The 21,989-nt window shown below is 48.0% G+C and carries 18 protein-coding genes and 1 pseudogene; 15 read left to right on the top strand and 4 right to left on the bottom strand.

What is annotated here, in order from left to right:
* Nucleotides 1-57 precede the first annotated feature (57 nt).
* From MA2_RS03655 to pdxJ, 9 genes are all read left to right on the top strand, one after another.
* On the top strand, nt 58-2,370 hold the full coding sequence (locus MA2_RS03655) for a capsule polysaccharide biogenesis protein (RefSeq protein WP_067056696.1): 2,313 nt from the start codon (nt 58-60) through the stop codon (nt 2,368-2,370).
* A gap of 178 nt (nt 2,371-2,548) precedes the next feature.
* On the top strand, nt 2,549-3,922 hold the full coding sequence (locus tag MA2_RS03650) for a capsule polysaccharide biogenesis protein (RefSeq protein WP_079352038.1): 1,374 nt from the start codon (nt 2,549-2,551) through the stop codon (nt 3,920-3,922).
* A gap of 215 nt (nt 3,923-4,137) precedes the next feature.
* The gene (gene lepA / locus MA2_RS03645; protein WP_067056693.1) at nt 4,138-5,937 is read left to right on the top strand and encodes a translation elongation factor 4; all 1,800 of its coding nucleotides are present in this window, start codon (nt 4,138-4,140) and stop codon (nt 5,935-5,937) included.
* A gap of 82 nt (nt 5,938-6,019) precedes the next feature.
* Nucleotides 6,020-6,925 carry a signal peptidase I gene (gene lepB / locus MA2_RS03640; protein WP_067056690.1) on the top strand — a complete coding sequence of 302 codons (906 nt, stop codon included), beginning with the start codon at nt 6,020-6,022 and terminating at the stop codon, nt 6,923-6,925.
* Nucleotides 6,926-7,017: 92 nt separating this feature from the next.
* Nucleotides 7,018-7,425, top strand: a complete 408-nt coding sequence (locus MA2_RS03635; protein WP_067057004.1) for a DUF4845 domain-containing protein — start codon at nt 7,018-7,020, stop codon at nt 7,423-7,425.
* Between the two features lie 97 nt (nt 7,426-7,522).
* On the top strand, nt 7,523-8,299 hold the full coding sequence (gene rnc, locus MA2_RS03630; RefSeq protein WP_067056687.1) for a ribonuclease III: 777 nt from the start codon (nt 7,523-7,525) through the stop codon (nt 8,297-8,299).
* A gap of 44 nt (nt 8,300-8,343) precedes the next feature.
* Nucleotides 8,344-9,384: a GTPase Era gene (gene era / locus MA2_RS03625; RefSeq protein WP_245945354.1), complete on the top strand. Its 1,041-nt coding sequence runs from the start codon at nt 8,344-8,346 to the stop codon at nt 9,382-9,384.
* 45 nt (nt 9,385-9,429) lie between these two features.
* Nucleotides 9,430-10,176: a DNA repair protein RecO gene (recO, locus tag MA2_RS11105; protein WP_067056685.1), complete on the top strand. Its 747-nt coding sequence runs from the start codon at nt 9,430-9,432 to the stop codon at nt 10,174-10,176.
* Nucleotides 10,177-10,197: 21 nt separating this feature from the next.
* Nucleotides 10,198-10,944, top strand: a complete 747-nt coding sequence (gene pdxJ, locus MA2_RS11100) for a pyridoxine 5'-phosphate synthase (protein WP_067056682.1) — start codon at nt 10,198-10,200, stop codon at nt 10,942-10,944.
* 11 nt (nt 10,945-10,955) lie between these two features.
* Here pdxJ and MA2_RS03610 read toward each other — a convergent pair whose 3' ends face one another.
* The gene (locus tag MA2_RS03610; RefSeq protein ID WP_067056679.1) at nt 10,956-11,501 is read right to left on the bottom strand and encodes a pilus assembly FimT family protein; all 546 of its coding nucleotides are present in this window, start codon (nt 11,499-11,501) and stop codon (nt 10,956-10,958) included.
* 469 nt (nt 11,502-11,970) lie between these two features.
* On the opposite strand from MA2_RS03610, the gene MA2_RS03600 reads away from it, so the two are divergent.
* The 4 genes and pseudogenes from MA2_RS03600 to MA2_RS03585 all read left to right on the top strand — a co-directional run bounded on the left by MA2_RS03600 (nt 11,971) and on the right by MA2_RS03585 (nt 17,011).
* Nucleotides 11,971-13,311 carry an OmpA family protein gene (locus MA2_RS03600; RefSeq protein WP_067056674.1) on the top strand — a complete coding sequence of 447 codons (1,341 nt, stop codon included), beginning with the start codon at nt 11,971-11,973 and terminating at the stop codon, nt 13,309-13,311.
* A gap of 147 nt (nt 13,312-13,458) precedes the next feature.
* Nucleotides 13,459-15,297: a translational GTPase TypA gene (typA, locus tag MA2_RS03595; RefSeq protein WP_067056671.1), complete on the top strand. Its 1,839-nt coding sequence runs from the start codon at nt 13,459-13,461 to the stop codon at nt 15,295-15,297.
* Between the two features lie 80 nt (nt 15,298-15,377).
* A pseudogene (locus tag MA2_RS11540) lies at nt 15,378-15,657 on the top strand (MscL family protein); the annotation flags it as partial.
* Between the two features lie 22 nt (nt 15,658-15,679).
* Complete coding sequence (locus MA2_RS03585) at nt 15,680-17,011, top strand: D-amino acid dehydrogenase (RefSeq protein ID WP_245945353.1); 1,332 nt, start codon at nt 15,680-15,682, stop codon at nt 17,009-17,011.
* Nucleotides 17,012-17,018: 7 nt separating this feature from the next.
* Here the strand turns inward: MA2_RS03585 and phoR are convergent, their stop codons facing one another.
* Nucleotides 17,019-18,311, bottom strand: coding sequence for a phosphate regulon sensor histidine kinase PhoR (gene phoR, locus MA2_RS03580; protein ID WP_067056667.1), 1,293 nt, complete (start codon nt 18,309-18,311; stop codon nt 17,019-17,021).
* A 29-nt stretch (nt 18,312-18,340) separates the two neighbouring features.
* Nucleotides 18,341-19,039: a phosphate regulon transcriptional regulator PhoB gene (gene phoB, locus MA2_RS03575; RefSeq protein ID WP_067056664.1), complete on the bottom strand. Its 699-nt coding sequence runs from the start codon at nt 19,037-19,039 to the stop codon at nt 18,341-18,343.
* A 287-nt stretch (nt 19,040-19,326) separates the two neighbouring features.
* Between phoB and MA2_RS03570 the strand changes: the two genes are divergently transcribed.
* Nucleotides 19,327-20,433: an RNA-guided endonuclease InsQ/TnpB family protein gene (locus MA2_RS03570; protein WP_067056661.1), complete on the top strand. Its 1,107-nt coding sequence runs from the start codon at nt 19,327-19,329 to the stop codon at nt 20,431-20,433.
* Nucleotides 20,434-20,484: 51 nt separating this feature from the next.
* On the opposite strand, the gene dtd is transcribed toward MA2_RS03570, so the two are convergent.
* A complete protein-coding gene (gene dtd / locus MA2_RS03565) occupies nt 20,485-20,937 on the bottom strand; it encodes a D-aminoacyl-tRNA deacylase (protein ID WP_067056658.1) in 453 nt (150 codons plus the stop codon).
* Between the two features lie 181 nt (nt 20,938-21,118).
* Here dtd and asd point away from each other — a divergent pair, with 181 nt between their 5' ends.
* Nucleotides 21,119-21,970: an archaetidylserine decarboxylase gene (asd, locus tag MA2_RS03560; RefSeq protein WP_067056655.1), complete on the top strand. Its 852-nt coding sequence runs from the start codon at nt 21,119-21,121 to the stop codon at nt 21,968-21,970.
* Nucleotides 21,971-21,989 lie beyond the last annotated feature (19 nt).

The following is a 21,989-nucleotide window of genomic DNA, read 5'->3' as shown; positions in this document are numbered from 1 at the left end:
CTAAGCGCATCGCTCTGTTGCATTGTTATTAGTTATTGTAAAAAAGATCATACCGTCATGACTGTTCAGCCATTGTTGCCAAGCATCAACACCCCAATGCCACCGACGGATGCAGGCAAGCCGTTGGTGTTTGGTGTGGTTGGGCGCGGTATAACGCGCAACAATGCGCTGTTGGGCGCGTTTTTGCAAGCGTATGCGCAAAAACCTGTCACGGTTAAGCGCGTGTTCCCCTTGTTGCCGACTCACATGCAGACCGCTGATGTTGGCGCGATGCTCGGTTGGGGGCGTAAAAAAAGCCACCGCCGTGCCAGTCGATTTGCCGCGCAGCACGATTTGCCCGTTTTGACGCTAGAAGACGGTTTTTTACGTGGGCTTGGTAGTGGTACTGCACAACGCTACGGTTGCAGCGTGGTGATTGACCCAATCGGAATTTATTTTGACGCGCACGCACCATCTTACTTAGAACAGCTGATTGCAACCAGTGATTTGACCGCCGCCCAGCGTCTGCGCGCACAAACGCTACGTCAGCGTATCGTCGAGGCGCATTTATCCAAGTACAATCCAACCGCTGCCACAGGCACGTTGGGCGAACTTGCCATTGATACCAACCTGTGTAATGTGCTACTTGTCGACCAAGTGGCAGGCGATCAGTCGGTGGCAGGTGCAGGCGCAAATGCGCAAACCTTTGCTGATATGCTGCGTGCTGCGCGCAAGCTATACCCCAAGGCCAAACTGTGGGTCAAGGTGCACCCTGCAGGCAAGGCAGGTTATTTGACAGCATTGCCTTTATCGCCTGATGTGAGCGTAATTCAACAAGCCGTTAATCCGCTGGAGCTATTGGCAAACATGGATGCGGTGTGTACAGTCAGCTCACAGATGGGTTTTGAAGCCTTGCTGTTGGGTAAGCGCGTGCATTGCTTTGGCGTGGCATGGTATGCAGGTTGGGGGCTGACCGATGACAGTTATTTTGCGCATCACGTGATGCAGCCGCTATACACCGCCACAACCGCACGGCGCGCGCAACGTGTTGCCAAGCCCAAAACGCTCGATGATTTATTCCATGCCGCTTATTTGCGCTACAGTTACTACGCCAATCCTGCGACAGGACAAGCGTGTGAGATCGAGCAGATCATAGACTGGCTGATGACTAACCGTGCATGGCGTGAGCGATTGCCACGTGAGGCAACGGTGTTTGCATTTAGTCGTTGGAAATATAGCTTTGTACGGGCGTTTTTGGCGAGTGCAGGCGGTCAGCTACAGTTTATTGCTAAACCAAAATCTGTGACAGATCTGCCTATTATTGCCAAACCGTTCGCCGAATTAGCCCAGTTAAAACAACAACTGAACAGCCGTTGGGCGCAAAATCGGCTACATACTGCCAAGGATATCATCGTTTGGGGTATTGCCAAACGTCGTGAAATACAGCGTCAGCGACCCAACGCGCAAATTTGGTGCATGGAAGATGGTTTTGTGCGCTCAACGGGGCTCGGTGCCAGCCTAATTGCACCGCTGTCGGTGGTGCTTGATCGTCGCGGCATCTATTATGATGCCACCACGACAAGCGATTTGGAACATAAGCTAGTTTGCCAAACTGACTTAACGCTCACGCAATCTATGCGCACTGCGACGCTGATTGACACGTTACTTGCCCAACAGGTTAGCAAATACAACGTTGGCGATAAGCGTGTGCTTACCACCCATGCCGCGCCGCATCAGCGTATCCTATTGGTGGTAGGGCAGGTTGAGGATGATATGTCCGTGCAATGCTGCGCCAGTGACATCCGCACCAATCGCGCCTTGCTTGAGCAAGTACGTGCTGCCCACCCAAACGCTTATATCCTCTATAAACCGCATCCCGATGTGCAGGCAGGTTTGCGTACAGGACAGATTGACGCACCGACGCTTGCGCGTCTTGCCGACCAAGTTGTCACCGATATCGCCATGCCCGCGTGTTTGGCAGCGGTTGATGCAGTGCATACAATAAGTTCTTTGACGGGGTTTGAGGCGTTGTTACGCGGACTTAGCGTGACCTGCTATGGTGTGCCGTTTTATGCAGGCTTTGGCTTGACCGATGACCGCGCAACGGGCGCGGCTGCCCAACGTGCCTATGCCCGCCGCGCGCGCTGCCAACCTTTGAGCTTGCAGCAGTTGGTGTATGTTACGCTAATTACATATCCGCTATATCGTGTGCCAAATGGTTTTGGGCTGGCGCAGATTGAGGATGTCATTGCGCATTTGTACCAAGCAAAAGATAACAGCCAACCGCCAAGTGATTTGAACGGTTTAACACAGCAGTTGATGCAGCGGCTTGACCGCCGAATTAAACAACCGCTGGCAAAAGCATTCATGCAGCTGCGCCAACGCTTGTAGCGGCGCAATGCGTAACCAATCCTACACTTGTTGCCAGACTAGCAGACAACGCACGTCAAAATGCGTATAATGATGCGTTTTTAGCCAAAAAATAATGCAATAACAGTCGCTAAGCTAAGTCGCAATTTATGTTTTTACCCTTTAGGTTGCTACCTAAATTTAGCGCGAAGGATCCACGATGACGGCATCGTTAGAACGACTTTTAACCCATCAGCGCGTGTTGCTCATTCAGGGCAAGATGGGGTCGTTTTTTAGCCGTTTTGCCAGTTTTTTGCATACCCAAGGTATTGAGGTGAGTAAAATCAACCTCAACGCAGGTGACGCGTTTTTTTATCGGCATCGTGAGCGTGTGTACAATTACACGGGCACACTGGCGGATTTTGACGCGTATTTGGTCGATTTGTTGCATCATCAAGCCATCGACGCGGTGGTGTGTTTTGGTGATTGCCGTCCGCATCATGCGCTGGCAGGGGCGGTGTGTCGGCGACTGGGTACAGCATTTTTTGTTTTTGAAGAAGGCTATTTGCGCCCTGATTATGTGACCTTGCAGCAAGACGGCATCAATGGCTACTCGCAGCTAGATTTGCGCGTTATCAAGCAGCTACAAAAAGCCAATGACAAGCCGCTACCGACGCATAACCGTTTTTATAAACTCTGTCTATCAGCAATTGTGTATTATATCGTTGCGCGTGCCAAACAAGATGAGTTTCCGCATTACATGCATTATCGCGGTATGACGGCGTGGCAAGAGGGTATGACGTGGCTCAAAGCGCCGTTGCGTAAAGTGTATCATTATCTGCCTGATAAACGTCTGCAACGTCGCCTGCATGAGCATTTGGCGCAGCGATATTTTTTGGTCAGCCTACAGGTGTATAACGATTCACAGATTACCTTTCATAGCGATTATGCCGATATCACGGTGTTTATTGAACAGGTAATGACAAGCTTTGCCCAACACGCGCCGCACGCGTTGCATTTGGTGTTTAAACACCATCCGCTTGACCGTGCGCATCGGCACTATGGCGCGCTGATTGCCATGCTAGCGGACAATTTGGGGATCAAGGGACGCGTGCATTATGGTTGCGATATGCACTTGCCTACCTTGATTCGTGACAGTCTTGGCATGGTGACGATTAATAGCACCACGGGGTTACAGTCGATTTACCACAACCGCCCGACCAAAGTTATGGGACGCGCGATTTATGACGTACCGCAATTGACTGATCCACAGCCGCTCGATGGTTTTTGGCAAAATCCCATGCCGCCCGACCAAGATTTTTACCAACGCTTTCGTGAATATTTGATTGAGCAAACCCAGTTAAACGGCTCATTTTATGGCGACTCGCCGTGGATGGGGCGTTATTTGGCAAATCAAGCCACCAAAAATCAGGCGGCAAGCGTCCAATCTGAGTTGGCACAAACGACTACCAAACAGTCATTTAGGCAGTCTGTGTTACAAACATCTGGCAGCCAACCTGTAACCACGCAAACGACCAGTGTACCACTGGCTTCCCCTTCTGTTCAGCCATCGGATTCGGCTAAATCTGTCTGAGCGATTATTTTGAATGAGTCTATCAAAGATATCACGACAAGACTGGAAATATTAGCCGATTAAGAAAAAATGCGCTACAATACCGCAGATTAGCGCCTGTATGTTGGCGACCGTATTTGTTAAAATTTCTTGAATTTTGACCGTTTAGTTTTGACCTTTTTAGCCCATTTAGCTTTAGCCCAAAAGCCTTGCGCTTAGGCACGTGATAGGACATCGTGACAGCATTATCTAATATTCGCAACTTTTCCATCATCGCCCACATTGATCATGGCAAATCAACGCTGGCAGATCGCATTATTCAGATGTGCGGCGGCTTGCAAGAGCGTGAAATGCAGGCGCAAGTACTTGATTCGATGGATATTGAACGAGAACGCGGCATTACCATCAAGGCGCAGTCAGTGACGCTGCACTATGACCATCCTAATGGCGAGCGTTATCAGTTTAATTTTATCGACACACCAGGGCACGTTGATTTTTCGTATGAAGTGTCACGCTCGTTGGCGGCATGTGAGGGTGCGTTGTTGGTTGTCGATGCAGCGCAAGGCGTTGAGGCGCAGTCGGTTGCCAACTGCTATACTGCGATTGAGCAAGGGCTTGAAGTGTTGCCCGTGCTTAACAAAATCGATTTGCCGCAAGTAGACCCTGAGCGTGTGATTCAAGAGATTGAGGATATCATCGGCATTGAGGCGATTGACGCACCGCGCGTGTCTGCCAAAACAGGCTTGGGTGTTGATGAATTGCTACAAGCAATTGTCGAGAAAATCCCAGCACCAACGGGCGATCGTGACGCGCCGTTACAAGCGTTGATTATCGATTCATGGTTTGATAATTATTTGGGCGTGGTATCATTGGTGCGCGTGCGCCAAGGTACGCTTCGAAAAAACGACAAAATCTATATCAAATCGACCAAGATGAGCTACCCTGTTTCATCGATTGGGGTATTTACACCCAAGTCGCTAGAAACCGACGTGCTAGAAGCAGGCGAAGTCGGTTTTGTCATTGCAGGGATCAAAGATATCGGTGGTGCGCCTGTGGGCGATACCATCACCCATGCCAAAACTCCCGATGTTGAGAGTATTCCAGGTTTTCAAAAAGTCAAGCCGCAGGTGTACGCAGGCTTATTCCCCGTTGATTCAGCGGATTTTGAAAGCTTTCGTGAGGCGTTACAAAAGCTGCAAGTCAATGACGCGGCGTTGTTTTTTGAGCCTGATACGTCGGATGCGCTTGGGTTTGGCTTTCGTTGCGGCTTTTTGGGTATGCTGCACATGGAGATCATCCAAGAACGCCTTGAGCGCGAGTATGACTTGGACTTGATTACCACTGCGCCGACGGTGATTTACGAGATTAAAAAGAAAAACGGCGAGATCATCCATATTGACAACCCATCAAAATTGCCCGATGTTGGTACGATTGATGAGTTTCGCGAACCGATTGCGCGCTGTAATATCCTTGTACCGCCTGACTATCTGGGCAACGTCATGACGCTGTGTATCGAGCGTCGCGGCGTACAAGTGGACATGAAGTTCATGGGGCAGCAAGTACAGCTGACCTTTGATATCCCGATGGGTGAGGTGGTCATGGACTTTTTTGACCGCTTAAAATCGGTATCGCGTGGCTTTGCCTCACTTGATTACAGTTTTGAGCGTTTTGAGCGCGATAAACTGGTGAAAGTCGATGTCTTGATCAACGGCGAGAAAGTCGATGCTTTAGCAATGATCTGCCACGTCGATCAGGCGCGTTATCGCGGCAATCAGTTGGTCGAAAAAATGAAAGAGCTGATACCGCGGCAGATGTTTGATGTGGCGATTCAGGCGGCGATTGGCAGCCAAATCATCGCGCGCAGCACCGTTAAAGCCTTGCGTAAAGACGTATTGGCAAAATGTTATGGCGGTGACGTATCGCGTAAGAAAAAGCTATTGTCAAAGCAAAAAGAAGGCAAAAAGCGCATGAAGCAGGTTGGGCGCGTCGAGATTCCGCAAGAGGCGTTTTTGGCGGTACTGCAGGTAGATAGCTAAGTTTTAGCTGCTTGCTTGACCGCTAAATAAACCCAAGCTAACCAATCCAACCAAAGACGTAACTACGCACACGAGACGCGCGATGGATTTTGATTTTAACATCATCTTGGTACCGCTGACATTAGGTTTAGCCATCATTTGGTTGCTGGATATCACGTGGTGGCACTTTAAAAAACAGCGGGGTTTGGCAGCTAGCCCTGCTGCTGTGCGCTGGGCGTATGAGTATTTACCGATTTTGGCGGTGGTATTGGTGGTGCGCTCATTTATCATTGAGCCGTTTAATATCCCGTCATCATCTATGGTGCCAACGCTATACACGGGCGATTTTATCACTGTCAATAAATACGCCTATGGTTTGCGCTTGCCATTGCTCAATACCAAAGTTGTCGATATTGGTAGCCCACAGCGTGGCGATGTGGCGGTGTTTCGCTTTCCACCCAATCCAAAAGTCTACTACATCAAGCGCGTGATCGGTGTGGGCGGTGATACGGTGGGTATGCACAACGGGCAGCTGGTGGTCAATGGGCAACCTGTGCCAACCGTGCCTGTGAATTATCAAGCCGATCCTACCATGGTTGCGCAAATGTATCCTGCAGGTGTATCAGAGGTTGAAGGCGTCTTGACGGCCGAGCAAGCGGCACAAAAAGGGCAAGCAGAAGAGCTTGAAGCGCGTTATCAGCAAGAAAGCCCTGCTGCAGGGCACACGCATTTGACGCGCCATGTTGGCAACACACCGTGGTACTTGCAAGCGCAGTTTTTGGCGCAGCACTCGCCTGAGGTTATCGCAAGTCGTGGACAAGACTGGCAAATCACTGTGCCACAAGGACAGTATTTTGTCATGGGTGATAACCGTGATCGCAGCTTTGATGGACGTTTCTGGGGGCTTGTGCCCGATGAAAATTTATCGGGTAAAGCCAGTTATATTTGGATGCACAAAGCACCTGGGCTACAATTACCGACTTTTGCGCGTAATAAAGCCATTGAATAGGTAAATTGATAAAAATTTTCCAAGTTTTGGCATAAAAACTGCATGGTAAATGTTGTAATTTCATGATAAATACAGCCATCGCGGAGGCAAATATGTCGTTACCCCAATTTACATTACCCAGCGCGCAGCGCGGTGCCAGCGTGAGCAGCGTGGTACTAATTATTGCATTGGTGATCGTGTGTGCCAAAATCGGTTTGAGCATTGTGCCTGCACAAATCGGGCATTATCAGCTCAAAAAATCCTTGGCGTGGGAGCTTAAAAAGGCCAACGATAATAAAGAAACCGACCGAACATTTCTAAGCAACGTCGGGGCACAGTGGAATATCAACGGTTTTGGACAAAAACCTGAAGATGTGATTAGCTTTATCAACCGTACACCAGGCGAATTGTCCATCAAGCTAAACTACGATGAAGCCAATAATTTCTTTGGCAATGTTGATATCGTCAATCATTTTGATGACACCATCACCGCTGAAGATGCTAAGGTTGCAAAAAAATAACCAGTTTGCGCAGCACTGATCGGCAAGCTGTTTTACAATATCAATGTTAAACGATTCATTGTTAAAAAATTGAGTTTACAGAGCCTAAACCGTACCAATGACCGATCCAACTACCCGTCTTGCCAGCGTGCCTAAATTTGACCTTAAAAAACTGCCCTCACAGGTACGCGGGCTGACGGCACTGTATTATCGGCTGGGTTATCAGTTTAGTAACATCAACTTACCAATTTTGGCGCTAATGCACCGCTCTTATGATTCAGAGTATAACTACGAGCGGTTAGAATTTTTGGGCGACGCATTACTTGGTGCGATTATCGCCGAGGCACTGCTTACCCGTTACCCTGACTACAACGAAGGACGCTTGACGCGCCTACGGGCAAGCCTAGTACGCGAGGCGACTTTGGTGATTGTTGCCAAACAACTGGGCTTATCCGAGCATTTGATCTTGGGCGTGGGTGAGCGCAAAGGCGGCGGCAGACAACGCGCGTCGATTTTAGCCGATACCGTTGAGGCACTGATTGGCGCGATTTTTTTGGATAGTGGCAGTTTTGATACGGTCAAAGCGTGCGTTTTGACGTGGTTTGACACGCTTATTACCGAAGTTGGCGAGCAGGTAGTGATTAAAGATGCCAAAAGCCGCCTGCAAGAGCTGATGCAAGCCAATCAGCTGCCATTGCCGCGTTATGAAACGCTACACATTCATGGCAATGCGCCCGACCAGGTATTTACCATCGCCTGCCAAGTTGATGACAGCCTTGAGCCGCCCCATACCGAGCAAGTCACGGCCAAAGGCGAAAGCCGGCGCATCGCTGAGCAGCGTGGCGCAGAGTTGATGCTCAAGCGTCTAGCAGAACGTTTGCCTGCTAAGCGTTAGTTTGCTAAATTTTTGCCCTTTATCTTAAAATTTAACTGATCTGAATGACTGCCAATACCATGACCGACGCGCAACAAGCTTTCAACGAAAACGAGACCGAACGCCAAACCGACAATGACGCTTTAATCAGTGCATTTTTTTCGGGCGGTGATACAAGTGTACGTGCGGATAATTTTCGCGCAGGGTATGTCGCGATTGTGGGACGACCTAACGTCGGCAAATCAACGTTGATGAACCATCTACTTGGGCAAAAATTATCCATTACCTCACGCAAGCCGCAGACCACGCGACATCGTATCATGGGTATTTATACCGATGCGCGTATGCAAGCATTGTTTGTCGATACCCCTGGTATTCATAGCCATGCCGTGCGCGCGATCAACGAGCGCATGAACAAGGCAGCGACTTCGGCACTGGTAGATGTTGATGTTGTGCTGTTTGTCATTGACGCGCTTAAATGGGTAGAAGATGACGCGCTGGTGCTGTCAAAATTGCAAGATCTGCCCATGCCTGTCGTTGCGGTGATCAATAAAGCTGATACCATCAAGAATAAGACTACCTTGCTACCACTGATGGACAAGCTGCATGCCAGTGGTGTATTTAGTGATATTGTACCGATCTCAGCGTTGCGTGGGCAAAATTTGGATCATTTGCTTGAGGTGATTGCCAGTCATTTGCCTGAAGGCGAACCGATTTTTTCTGCCGAACAAGTCACCGACCGCTCAGAACGCTTTTTAGCCAGTGAGATGATTCGCGAAAAAATCATGCGCAGCGCAGGCGATGAAATCCCGTACGACTTGACCGTGCAAATCGACACCTTCAAAGACGAACCTGCTCACACCGACCCCAAAACAGGCAAGCAGCGTCAAGCGATAACGTTTATTGATGCGACGATTTTTGTCGAACGCCAAGGGCAAAAAGCCATTATCATCGGTGATAAGGGTGAAAAAATTAAGCAAATCGGTGTTGAGGCGCGGCAAGACATGGAACGCACGTTTGGTAAAAAAATCATGCTCACCTTGTGGGTAAAAGTCAAAAAAGGTTGGTCTGATGATGAGCGTGCCTTGACCAGCTTAGGTTACTAATTTTTGTTAAGTCTTGTACTCATAGCCAGTCACATTTAAAATGCCATGCGCCAACAACCCCTAACAGGCTATGTACTGCACCAAAAACCATATCAAGAAAACCGCGGTTTGCTGACGTTGTTTAGCGCAGAGTTCGGCATAGTGCATGGTATAGGCAAAAAAAATTTGCCGCTATTCGTGCCGTTACAAGTGTTTGCCAACGGTAAAAGTCATCTAAAAACCTTCAGCCAAAGTCAAGCCCTTGCCACCGTACAACCCTTGATGGGGCAGGCATTGTATGTTGGCATGTATCTGAACGAACTGCTGGCAAAGCTGTTGCCGATTGAAGAGCCCATACCCATGATTTGGCAAGCCTATGCCGATAGTTTAACCATGCTTGGCACTTGGCAAACCAACGGTGCGGACACAATAAGGCTAAAATGGCAACTGCGTTGGTTTGAAACACAAGTATTAAACGACTTAGGTTATGGCATGGACTTTTGCCATACTGCCGATGGTGACGCGCTTGATCCCACTGTGTGTTATCGCTACCGCTTGCAACACGGTTTTGTACCTACGTTAGACGAAAATCAGCCGTCCGCTATAACGGGCAAGGACTTAGCCGTATGGCAAGATTGGCTAACTGACAGCGCCAAATTTGAACAAGCCTATCGAGCAGAGGCGCCTACTAGTGCGCAATTACTCAGCAAGATTGGGCATATACACCGCGCTGTCATTGATCACTTACTTGGCTATCAGCCGCTACAAAGTCGCGAGCTGTGGCGCAGCCTACAACGGCTCAGCCAACATTAAACCGCTAGATGGATTTTTATCATGAAAAATTTGCCGCTCTTGGGCGTGAATATCGATCACATCGCCACCTTGCGCCAAGCGCGAGGCGTGGATTACCCTGACCCTGTGGCAGGGGCGTTGGTTTGTGAACAAGCAGGCGCGGACGGCATTACCCTGCATTTGCGTGAAGACCGTCGCCACATTCAAGATGCCGACGTGTACCGCCTTGCCCAAGTGATGACCACGCGCATGAATTTGGAGATGGCGCTGACCGATGAAATGCTGGCCATTGCCTGTGACGTGCGCCCAGCTTGGGGGTGTATCGTGCCCGAAAAACGCCAAGAACTGACCACTGAAGGCGGGCTTGATGTTATCGCTTATCAAGATAAGCTTAAAACAGCCATTGCCCAACTACATGACGCAGGTATTTTGGTTTCGTTATTTATCGACCCCGATTTTACCCAAATTGATACCAGTATCGCGCTTGGCACCGATGCGATCGAACTACACACAGGACGTTACGCCGAGGCGTATCTGACACAAGATAGCGCACAAACCATGCAAGAGCTGAACCGTATCCAAGCCGCCGTGCGTCATGCCAAGCAAAAAAGCCCCAGTCTATTGGTCAATGCAGGGCATGGTTTGACCCGTGATAACGTTGCACCGATCGCCCAAATTGACGGTATTCATGAACTCAATATTGGGCACGCCATCATCGCAGACAGTGTATTTATGGGGTTAAGCAAAGCGATACAAGCCATGCGCCAAGCATTTACTGCGCCAATTTAAGTCAGGAATTTTCACGAGCATTTGGCTGCTTCGACATGATCGGGTTTGGTCTTGGCTAAGCCCATCATGTTAAAGCTAACCTTAAAACGCCGTGATAAATCGCCGTCATGATTGCAATAATTAAAACTGCCCATATAACCAACTGGTCTGCCAGTTTGAGTGGCAAGTTTAATATATGCCCGATTTGCTGCCAAACTGCTATATAAATAGCCAAAACGTAAAGTTAAATCATGCTGTTGGAGCAGCGTATCATCTGTGCGGCTAAATTGATTGTCGTTATTATGGTCAATAAAACTGATAAGATGGGTGCCATTTTTGCTCACACAATGTAAGCTATCATCCGCTACGCACAAGATAACATTACGCTGATAGATCATAGCGTCGGCACGTGCCGCCTTTAACCAATCGTGCAAAGCAGACTCAATGGTTTTGGCTTCTAAAGCACGCAAATTTTGTAACAAAGCAGGTGTAGCAAGACTGGCTATAATCGCGATGATGGCTACGGTAACCAACAATTCAATGAGTGTAAAACCTGACGTAAGCTGCGTATTTTTCATGCTTAACTGCCTGAAGTTATGAGTTATTATTATTGAAAGATCAGGTATCGTCGATAACAGCTTAATTAATGTAGCCAAAATGATAGGCTTCGTCAAGCAATCAAAATCTTAATAACAGTCTAATTATGTTGAGCAATTAAGCAACCATATTAGCCTGTGGCATAACACATTGTGAGAATCGTGTAATATTGTGTAGCAATGTAAAAAAAGTAGTTGTCAAGGCTAACAGATAGCGTTAAGCTATGCACAACATCAGCAATGAATAAGTGATTTTTTGCGCTATCAAATTTAAAAATTGAATCTGTCTCTAAATAGAATTGGCTTATTTTGTATTCGAACAACACAAGTTAAGTATACTATTTAAGAAGTTAGATTTAAAATCATGTTTGGTGGTACACTTAATATCATTGGCTAACGTCGTACGTTTAAATCATTGTAAACTTAAACGCAACTTTTTTGGAGGCAATCCATGAAACTCAATAAAATCGCGCTAGCTGTCATTGCTGCAGCTACCCTACCAGCAGTTGCCAATGCTGGTGTTACGGTAACCCCAGTTATTTTGGGTTATCACTGGAGTGAAAGTATCGAAGATACTGCTGATAAGCAGCGTGATCTTTTCAGAACAGGTAAAAATCTTTACAGAAATAAAGATGGTAATCCGATTGGTGGTAGAAATGGCGCACCAAATGGCGGTGTTGCACTAGAAGACGGTTTGTATACCGGTGCTGCAATTGGTATCGAATTGACACCAACTATCGCACTTGAAGTAGAATACGGTGAAACCAGTGTCAATGCTGAAGCCAGCGAAAAATCGGCTAAAGCTGGGGTTAACCGTTTTGATGCCAAGCAAAAAATGACTTCTGGTAATTTCTTGATTGGTACAGAAACATTCAGTGGTTATACCAATAGTAACTTCAAACCATACATTTTGATTGGTGCTGGTCAATCTAATATTTCTATCAAAAACCGTGAGGCATATGTAGTCACTGCGCCTGATGGTATCAAACAAAAAGGCGTACCGGGTGGTGGTCAATATTTGATTAAATCAGGCTCTGAAGTCGCCCAATCGACAGATACTATCGGTAACCTAGGTATCGGTGCTAACTGGCGAATCAATGATGCCATGAGCCTTCGTGGTGAAGCCCGTGCTATCCATAATTTTGATAACAATTGGTGGGAAGGCATGGCGTTGGCAGGTTTGAATGTCGTGCTTGGCGGTCACTTAGCGCCAGCTACCGAGATTGTTGAGCCTCAAATTGTTCCTGTTCAGCCGACTGAAGTGGTTGCTGTTCAAACAGATGGTGATGATGACCAAGACGGCGTACCAAACAGCATCGATTTGTGTCCAAATACTCCGCTTAACACAGTGGTTGATGCCAATGGTTGCCCAGTTAAAGTAGACGTGAAAGAAGAGCTACAAATGGAGCTACGCGTATTCTTTGATAATGACAAGTCAAACATCAAAGAACAATATCGTCCAGAAATCCAGCGTGTGGCTGAGAAGATGAACGAATATCCAAACGCGACCGCGTCAATCGAAGGTCACGCTTCACGTATCGGCAAACGTAGTAGCGCAACTTACAACCAACGCTTGTCAGAAGCGCGTGCGAACGCAGTTAAAGGTATGTTGGTAAACCAATTTGGTATCGCACCAAACCGTATCAGCACTGTAGGTTACGGCTTCAGCCGTCCGATCGCTGATAACAGTACACCAGAAGGTCGTGCAATGAACCGCCGTGTTTATGCTAAGATCTCTGGCGACAAAACCAACACCGTAAACCAAACTCAAGGTATGAATGTACAACCATAATTGTCGTACACAATACTATAAAAAAGCTGCCAATTGGCGGCTTTTTTTGTTGTTAAATTTAATAACGCTGGGTGGTATAGCAGATTTTAAGGGCTATAAGATGTTATACTACACATCGCAAGATTTTTCTCACACAAGTGAAGTTTTATGTCTAACTCGATTCAAAATTTACGTAATATTGCTATTATTGCCCACGTTGACCATGGTAAGACAACTTTGGTTGATAAATTGTTGCAGCAGTCAGGTACATTTGGCGAACGCGCCGGCGAGATTGAGCGCGTGATGGATTCTAACGCGCTCGAGCAAGAGCGTGGCATCACTATTTTGGCCAAAAACACCGCCATTAAATGGACCAATCCAAAAGACAATACCGAATATCGCATTAATATCGTCGATACCCCAGGACACGCGGACTTTGGTGGCGAAGTAGAGCGCGTGATGTCGATGGTCGATTGTGTGCTATTGCTGGTTGATGCCGTTGATGGTCCAATGCCACAAACACGCTTTGTGACCCAAAAAGCATTTGCGCGTGGGCTAAAACCGATTGTCATTATCAATAAAGTGGATCGTCCAGGTGCGCGTCCCGATTGGGTTATGGATCAAGTTTTTGATTTGTTTGATAATCTAGGCGCAAGCGATGAGCAGCTTGATTTTCCTGTGGTTTATGCCTCAGGGCTAAATGGTATTGCAGGACCTGCCCCCGATGCTCTTGCCGAAGATATGACACCCTTGTTTGAGACCATCGTCAATGTGGTCGAAGCACCGCAAGTGGATGTCGATGGTCCGTTTCAGATGCAGATTTCAAGCCTTGATTACAACAGCTTTGTTGGTGTGATCGGGATTGGACGTATTCAGCGCGGTTCGGTAAAAACCAATACCCCTGTAGTTGTGGTTAATAAAGACGGTAACCGCCGCAACGGACGCATTTTGCAAATCATGGGTTATCATGGGCTAGAGCGCGTCGAGGTGCCGATGGCACAAGCAGGTGATATCGTATGTATCACAGGTATTGACGCGCTTAATATTTCTGACACGTTGTGTGATCCCCAACATGTAGAGGCTTTGCCTGCGCTTAGCGTGGATGAACCGACCGTGTCGATGACATTTCAGGTCAATGATTCACCATTTGCTGGGCGTGAGGGTAAATTTGTTACCTCGCGCAATATCCGTGAGCGTCTTGAGCGTGAGTTAATCCACAACGTTGCCTTGCGTGTTGAGGATACGGATAGCCCCGATAAATTTAAGGTATCAGGTCGTGGTGAGTTGCATTTATCGGTCTTGATTGAAAATATGCGCCGCGAAGGTTATGAGCTTGGCGTATCACGTCCAGAGGTTATTGTGCGTGAAGTCGATGGCGAACTGCAAGAGCCGTATGAGAACGTGATTTTTGACGTTGAGGAGCAGCACCAAGGCGCGGTCATGGAGCAAGTTGGTTTGCGCAAAGGCGAGATGACCAACATGGAGCTTGATGGTAAAGGACGTATTCGTATCGAAGCTACCATGCCGTCGCGTGGTTTGATTGGCTTTCGCTCTGAGTTTATGACCATGACATCGGGCACAGGTATTTTGACCTCAAGTTTTTCACATTATGGTGAGCAAAAAGTTGGCGATGTCGGCGCGCGTAATAACGGTGTGCTGATTTCAATGACCAGTGGCACGTGCTTGGCGTATGCGTTGTTTAACTTACAAGAGCGCGGTAAGCTGTTTGCCGAGCCAGGGCTTGAAGTCTATGAAGGCATGATTGTTGGTATCAATTCGCGTGGTGATGACATGGTTGTGAATCCGACCAAAGCCAAGCAGCTGACTAACATCCGCGCGTCGGGTAGTGATGAAAATATTATTTTAACGCCGCCGATTCGCTTCACCCTTGAGCAGGCATTGGAATTTATTGAGGATGATGAGCTGGTTGAGGTCACGCCAAAATCTGTGCGTTTGCGTAAACGCTATCTGACAGAAAATGAGCGTAAACGCCACAATCGTAAGTGATTTGGCGGTTAATGAAACGGCAAAAAACCGCTGAGTCAAACTGCCTTGGCGGTTTTAGGGCAAATCAAAAGGGAAGTAAAATGAGTTTGTTATCGGAGTTTAAGGAATTTGCCCTCAAAGGTAATGTAATAAATTCAGCCATCGGGGTTATCATCGGTGGAGCATTTGGTAAGATCACCACATTGTTGGTGGAAAATATCATGATGCCACTTTTTGCTGCATTGATGGGGCGGACGCATGGATTTTAGTAATTTGCTATTGCCACTTGCGCCTGTGCCTGCAGGGGTGCCGCTGACTGATGCTGCGCTCAAAGCCGCCGGCATGCCCGTGTTGGCGTACGGCAGTTTCATAGTTTTTATCCAACTGATTAGTCAGTAGCAACGTGAGTAAACATATCATCATCATGGGGGCAGGCGTGGTTGGTGTCACGACTGCGTGGCAACTGGCACAGGCAGGCTTTGGCGTGACTGTAGTCGAGCAAGAGTCCGCCGCTGCCCTGCAAACCAGCTTTGCCAATGGTGGGCAGATTTCGGTTTCACACGCCACACCGTGGGCAAATCCCAGTACGCCGCTCAAGGCTTTGAAATGGTTGGGGCAAGAGGACGCGCCACTGCTGTTTCGTTGGCGGCGGTTGTTTGGCGTGGATGGCGAACATACGGTTGATCAAGCGTTGTGGCGGTGGGGTATGCAGTTTTTGCGTGAATGCAGCGTCACGCGCGCCGATGCCAATTTGGTGCAAATGGTACGTTTGGGGCTATATTCGCGGCAGGTGCTTGGTGAGGTACGCGCAGCCACGGGGATAAAATACCATCACTTGACCCGTGGTATCATGCATTTTTACACCGATCAAGCGGAATTTGCCAGTGCGATTGCGCCCACGGAGCGCATGCAGCAGCTAGGCTGTGATCGCCGTGTGATTGATGTTGCCGAAGCCATTGCGCTTGAGCCTGCGTTGGCTGCTGTGCAAGACAGGCTGGTGGGCGCAACGTTTACCGCGCTTGATGAATCGGGCGATGCACGCCGCTTTAGCCAAGCATTGGCGCAAGATGCCGCGCGTATGGGCGTACAGTTTTTGTTTAACCACAAGATTTTGCATATTATCGCTAATGGGCAGCACGTGCAGGGTATTGAGGTGCAAGAAGTCGCCAAGCCTAACCACACCCCAACACCTGCGCCCAAACGTTTGACCGCTGATGCGTATGTGTTGGCGTTGGGCAGTTATAGCCCGTTGTTGGCAAGACCCTTGGGCGTACAATTGCCGATTTATCCTGCCAAAGGTTATTCAGCAACCTATCAGGTGTTGGACGCAGCACGCGCGCCATATGTTAGCTTGATTGATGATGAGTTTAAACTTGTCTATTCGCGTTTGGGTGATCAGTTGCGCGTGGCAGGTACGGCAGAATTTAACGGCTTTGACCGCGCGCTGAATCCTGTGCGCTGTCAGGCGCTTACACGGCGTGTGGTTGAGGTGTTTGGCGATGCGGTTGATACGCGCGAGGCAAATTTTTGGACGGGCTTACGCCCAATGACACCCTCTAATGTGCCGATTATTGGGCGTGCGACCAATCGGCATGGACGCATTGATAATCTTTACCTAAACACAGGGCATGGCACGCTAGGTTGGACACATTCTAACGGTTCGGCTAAAGCGCTGCGTGATATTATTTTGGGGCAAATGCCTGAAGTTAACTTTGATTTTGTCGGTTTAGATTGACGTTGATTTAGACCAATATTGATTCAGGAAATAATACGCTAAACGTCGAGCCTTGCCCAATGTTAGATTCAATATCAAGCTCAGCGCTGTGTTGATACAATACGTGTTTAACGATAGCAAGCCCTAATCCCGTACCGCCTGTTTCGCGGCTACGCCCCGTATCAACGCGATAAAAACGCTCAGTCAGCCGTGCGATATGCTGCGGCGCAATACCAATCCCGTTATCTTGCACGCAAAAACGCGCGCCGTTTTCGGTCTTCTCCCAGCTAATATTGATTTCCCCACCTTTGGGTGTGTATTTGATGGCATTGGTGATTAAATTGCTTAGCGCGCTACGCAAATAATCCTCATAGCCCATCAGCTGCTGTTGGCTATCTAAATGTAGATGAATCAGATGGTCAAAGGTTTTGTTGTACATCTGCGCGTCATCAAACAGCTGCATTAATAGCTTTGGCATATCGATTTGGCGCGGTGTGCTGGGTTTTTCATCATTTTCAAGCCGTGATAACAGCAATAAATCATTGATGATGCTATTCATGCGTTGGCTTTGTTGGGTCATCTGGAGTAGCGCGCGTTGCAAGCGTTCATCAAAGTCGGGCTGCTCGCTTAGTGTCTCGACATAGCCCATGATGACAGTCAGGGGGGTGCGCAGTTCGTGCGATACGTTGGCAACAAAGTCTTTGCGCATCTGTTCAAGGTGCTGCAAGCGCGTGACATCGTACAAAATCAGCAGCTTTTCTTGTCCAAACGGGGTGACTTCACACTGGATAAAGCGTGCATGATTTTGCCAACCGCTTAGGCGCACGCCGTCGCTGTAGTGGCTTGGGTTTTGATAATATTGGTGAAACATAGGTTGGCGGATGACTGTCAAGATATGCCGCCCTTGATCGGGCGCATTTAAGCCCAACAGGTGCTGTGCCGATGGGTTCCACCACTCGATACAGTCTCTTTGATCAACCAACAATACCGCGTCAGACAACGCGCTCAGCGATGCGCGGATTTTTTGCATCAGCTGTAGCATTTGTTGGTGGGCTTGGCGTTCTTGTCGCGTCGATTGATACAGACTGTAGGCAATGACATTGAGGTTGCTGTCAAAATCTGGTGGCGGTGTATCAATGTGGTGCAGTGCCCATTGTTTAAAGCGTTGCAGCGAGTGCAGCACATACGCGTGGTATATCAATACGCCCAGCCCAAGCCCCCATGCAGGCTTATTGACCAACGCACCAAGCCCGAGGCCCAGCAAGCAGGTGAGTGTCAAGGGCAACAGTGATGACCACAAATTAATTTTACGCGCATCCATAGGGCAGGGCAGCGATGAGGTTTTGGTGTTTAATTGATATGGCTAGAGAACCGATAGCCCGTACCGCGCACGGTTTGGATATAATCGGCAAAGCCAAACGGCTCAAGCACTTTACGCAAGCGGCGAATGTGTACGTCAATCGTGCGGTCTTCGACATACACATTGCCGCCCCAAACTTGGTCAAGTAGCTGCGTGCGTGTGTAGGCACGTTCAGGATGGCTCATAAAAAACGCCAATAAACGGTATTCGGTCGGGCCAATCTCAATTGGTTTGTTGTGCGCACTCACGCGCTGACTGACGGGGTCAAGGGTTAAGCCGCCGATGTCGATCGGTTTGTCGCCCGACAACGCACTACTACGCCGCAATACCGCCTTGATGCGCGATACCAACTCACGCGTTGAGAATGGCTTGGTGATGTAGTCATCCGCGCCTGCATCCAACCCTTGCACCTTATTGTCCTCTTCACCTTTTGCGGTTAGCATGATGATGGGGATCTCTGAGAGCATATCGTCTTTTTTGAGCCGTCGGCACAGATCAATGCCTGATAAGCCATTGGGCAGCATCCAATCAAGCAAAATCAAATTTGGGCGGTGGTCAACCACTAAATGGTGCGCCTGTGTCACGTCCGAGGCTTGTAGGCAGTCAAACCCTGCCATCTCAAGCGTGGTGACAATCATTTCTTGAATAGCAGGTTCGTCTTCAACGACCAAAATCGTTTCATTTTTCATAGTAAATTCTTGGGTCTAAAGCAGTTAGACTTAACATTTAACACAAGATTGATGGCGAACAAACACGATGATGTTACAGGCATGATAGCCAAACTTGGGTCAAAAATATGACAGCTAGATGACACCACGCTATTACAGTTGATGATTGTGACACAATGCTGACAAAACAGCAAGACAGCGTTTATCCTCTGTTGCCGTAAAACCACCGACTTCAGGCGGTGGATATAAGGCAACTTAAGTAGCTATGCTTACACACGATAAGATACTAAATATGTTAAAATAAACCCATGAAAACACTCAAGCTACGCATACGAGATAAACACATAACGAAGCTTAACCGCCTAAGCGGTTCGGTTAATTTCGTATGGAACTACATCAATGACTTGAGTTACAAGTACCTACAAAAAACAGGCAAATTCTTTTCAGCCTATGACCTAAACGAATATACCAAAGGTAGCGGCGAATTCCTTGGCTTACACAGTCAGACCATCCAAGCCATCAACGAAACCCATGCCAAATCGCGACGCCAATGCAAAAAAGCTAAACTATCATGGCGAACCAACAACCCAAACTCAAAACGTCAATCACTCGGTTGGCTACCATTTAAACAATCCGCCATCAAACACATTGCCACCCACCAAACAGGCAAAAAGGGCTTAAAATCAACACTACAACTAAGCCTAGCCAAAGGACAAAAACTCATTATCGACCTATGGGACAGCTACAATCTTAGCCTATATCAAATAAACACCTGCGAGATTGTGCAAGACAGCCGTAACCGATGGTATGCGTGTATCACCGTCAAAGAATACCCTAAAACACAATGCGGAGCAGGTAGTATCGGTATTGACTTAGGGCTTAAAGACAGTGCCACCACCTCAAACGGTGATAAACTGCAAATCAAACAGACCCAAGCATGGGCTAAAAAATTAGCCATCGCCCAACGTGCCAAAAACAAACAGCGTGTTAAGGCAATCCATGCCAAAATCAAAAATACACGCCAAGACCTCATCCACAAATTCACCGCCCGATTAGTCAAAGATAACGCGCTAATCGTGGTTGGTGACGTTAAAACCACCCAATTTAACAGCAAAAAAAGCAAACTAGCCAAATCGGTTTACGATGCAGGTTGGTTTGAACTCAAACGACAGCTGACCTACAAGTGCGAGAACGCAGGTTGCCGTTTTGAAATCGTAAATGAGAAATACACTACCCAAACTTGCTCGTGTTGCGGTCAAATCGACAGCAACAGTCCGAAAGGTAGAGCAGGTTTGCGAATAAGAGAATGGACTTGTGCTAAGTGTGGCACATGGCATGATAGAGATATTAATGCCAGTCGGAACATTCTTGCGGTTGGGCTTAACCGTCTTGTAGAAGGAATCCCCTCGCTTTAGGGAGGGGAGGAAGTCAATTGCTGGGATTTTTAAGGCATTGATGAAGTCAGATCAAACACGCTCAGCCACAAGTTCAAAAATAAAATTAATCGGGCCGTCGTTGCAGCTGGTGACTTGCATATCTGCGCCAAACTCTCCCGTTGCAACGTTGGCGTATTGGCTGTGAGCATAACGAACGATATGAGCAAATAAGTCACGCGCATCATCGGGCGACATCGCACCACCAAAATCGGGACGTCTGCCTGAGCGTGTATCGGCAAGTAAGGTAAATTGCGACACGATCAGCAAACCACCGCCAACATCTTGTAGCGAATAGTCAAGCTTGTCTTGTGCGTTGGCAAATAGGCGATAATTGAGAATTTTATCGACCATTTTTTGCCCGACGGCAAGCGTATCACCATGAGCGAGCCCCAGATAGACCAACACGCCGTGTTCAATTTGCCCAACGGTTTGTTGATTAACTTCAACCTTAGCATGGTGCACGCGCTGGATGACGGCTTTCATGGGTTTGACTTTCCTACAGAGCTAAAGATAGATAAAAATAAATTTACGGTTTTGCTGGTTTGCGCTTTGAATTATAATGCCAGATAAGTCTAAACGGCAAATATTCCATGCGGTTTGTATGCGATGATGCGATCGCTATACACCTGCCAAACCGTCATTCTTATTTTATAATCTAATCACTATGAACCTATTTACCACTTTACAACACCTTGTCCCGCAACAAAAACTTAGCGAACTGGCAGGCAGACTGGCGGCAAGCCAACAGCCATTGGTCAAAACCGCACTGATTCATGGCTTTGCGCGTGCGTACGGTATTGAATTGGATGACTATGCGCGTGGCAGCTTGCGCCAATACCAAAGTTTTAATGACTTTTTTACCCGTGAGCTCAAAACCGACCGCCGCCCGATTGCTGATGCGCTTAATGCCATTGCTTGCCCTGCCGATGGTGTGATTTCACAGCTTGGCACGATCAACGATGGCAAGTTGCTGCAAGCCAAAGGGCGTGAGTATGAAGTTGGACAATTGGTGGCGGATTATGCACTGGGTAAGGCGTTGCAAGATGGTAGCTTTGCCACCGTGTACCTTGCGCCGACCAACTATCATCGCGTGCATATGCCGTTTGACGGGCGACTGGTTGAGACGATTTATGTACCAGGGCAGTTGTTTTCGGTCAATGATGTGACTGCCAATCATGTACCCGATTTGTTTGCGCGCAATGAACGCTGCGTGTGTATATTTGATACCGCGTTTGGGCAAGCGTGTGTGGTCATGGTCGGTGCAATGATTGTTGCAGGTATCGAAACCGTTGCCACGGGCAAACTTCACCGTGGTGATCAAATCATTCGCCAATCGCATGACCTTGTTTTGTCAAAAGGTGCAGAATTGGGACGGTTTTATTTGGGCTCGACTGCGATTGTGCTATTGCCTGCGTCAGCGCATACCGTATGGTTGCCCACGTTGCAGCATGGTCAAGCGGTACAGATGGGTGAGGCGCTGGGCACGCTACAAACGAATCATTTTAAAAAAAATTAAATGTATAATAAATTTAATT

It is taken from the genome of Moraxella atlantae NBRC 14588 (assembly GCF_001591265.1).
GTDB lineage: Bacteria > Pseudomonadota > Gammaproteobacteria > Pseudomonadales > Moraxellaceae > Faucicola > Faucicola atlantae.
The sequence above is the reverse complement of the archived record's forward strand: the minus strand, read 5'-3'. Positions and strand labels throughout refer to the sequence as shown.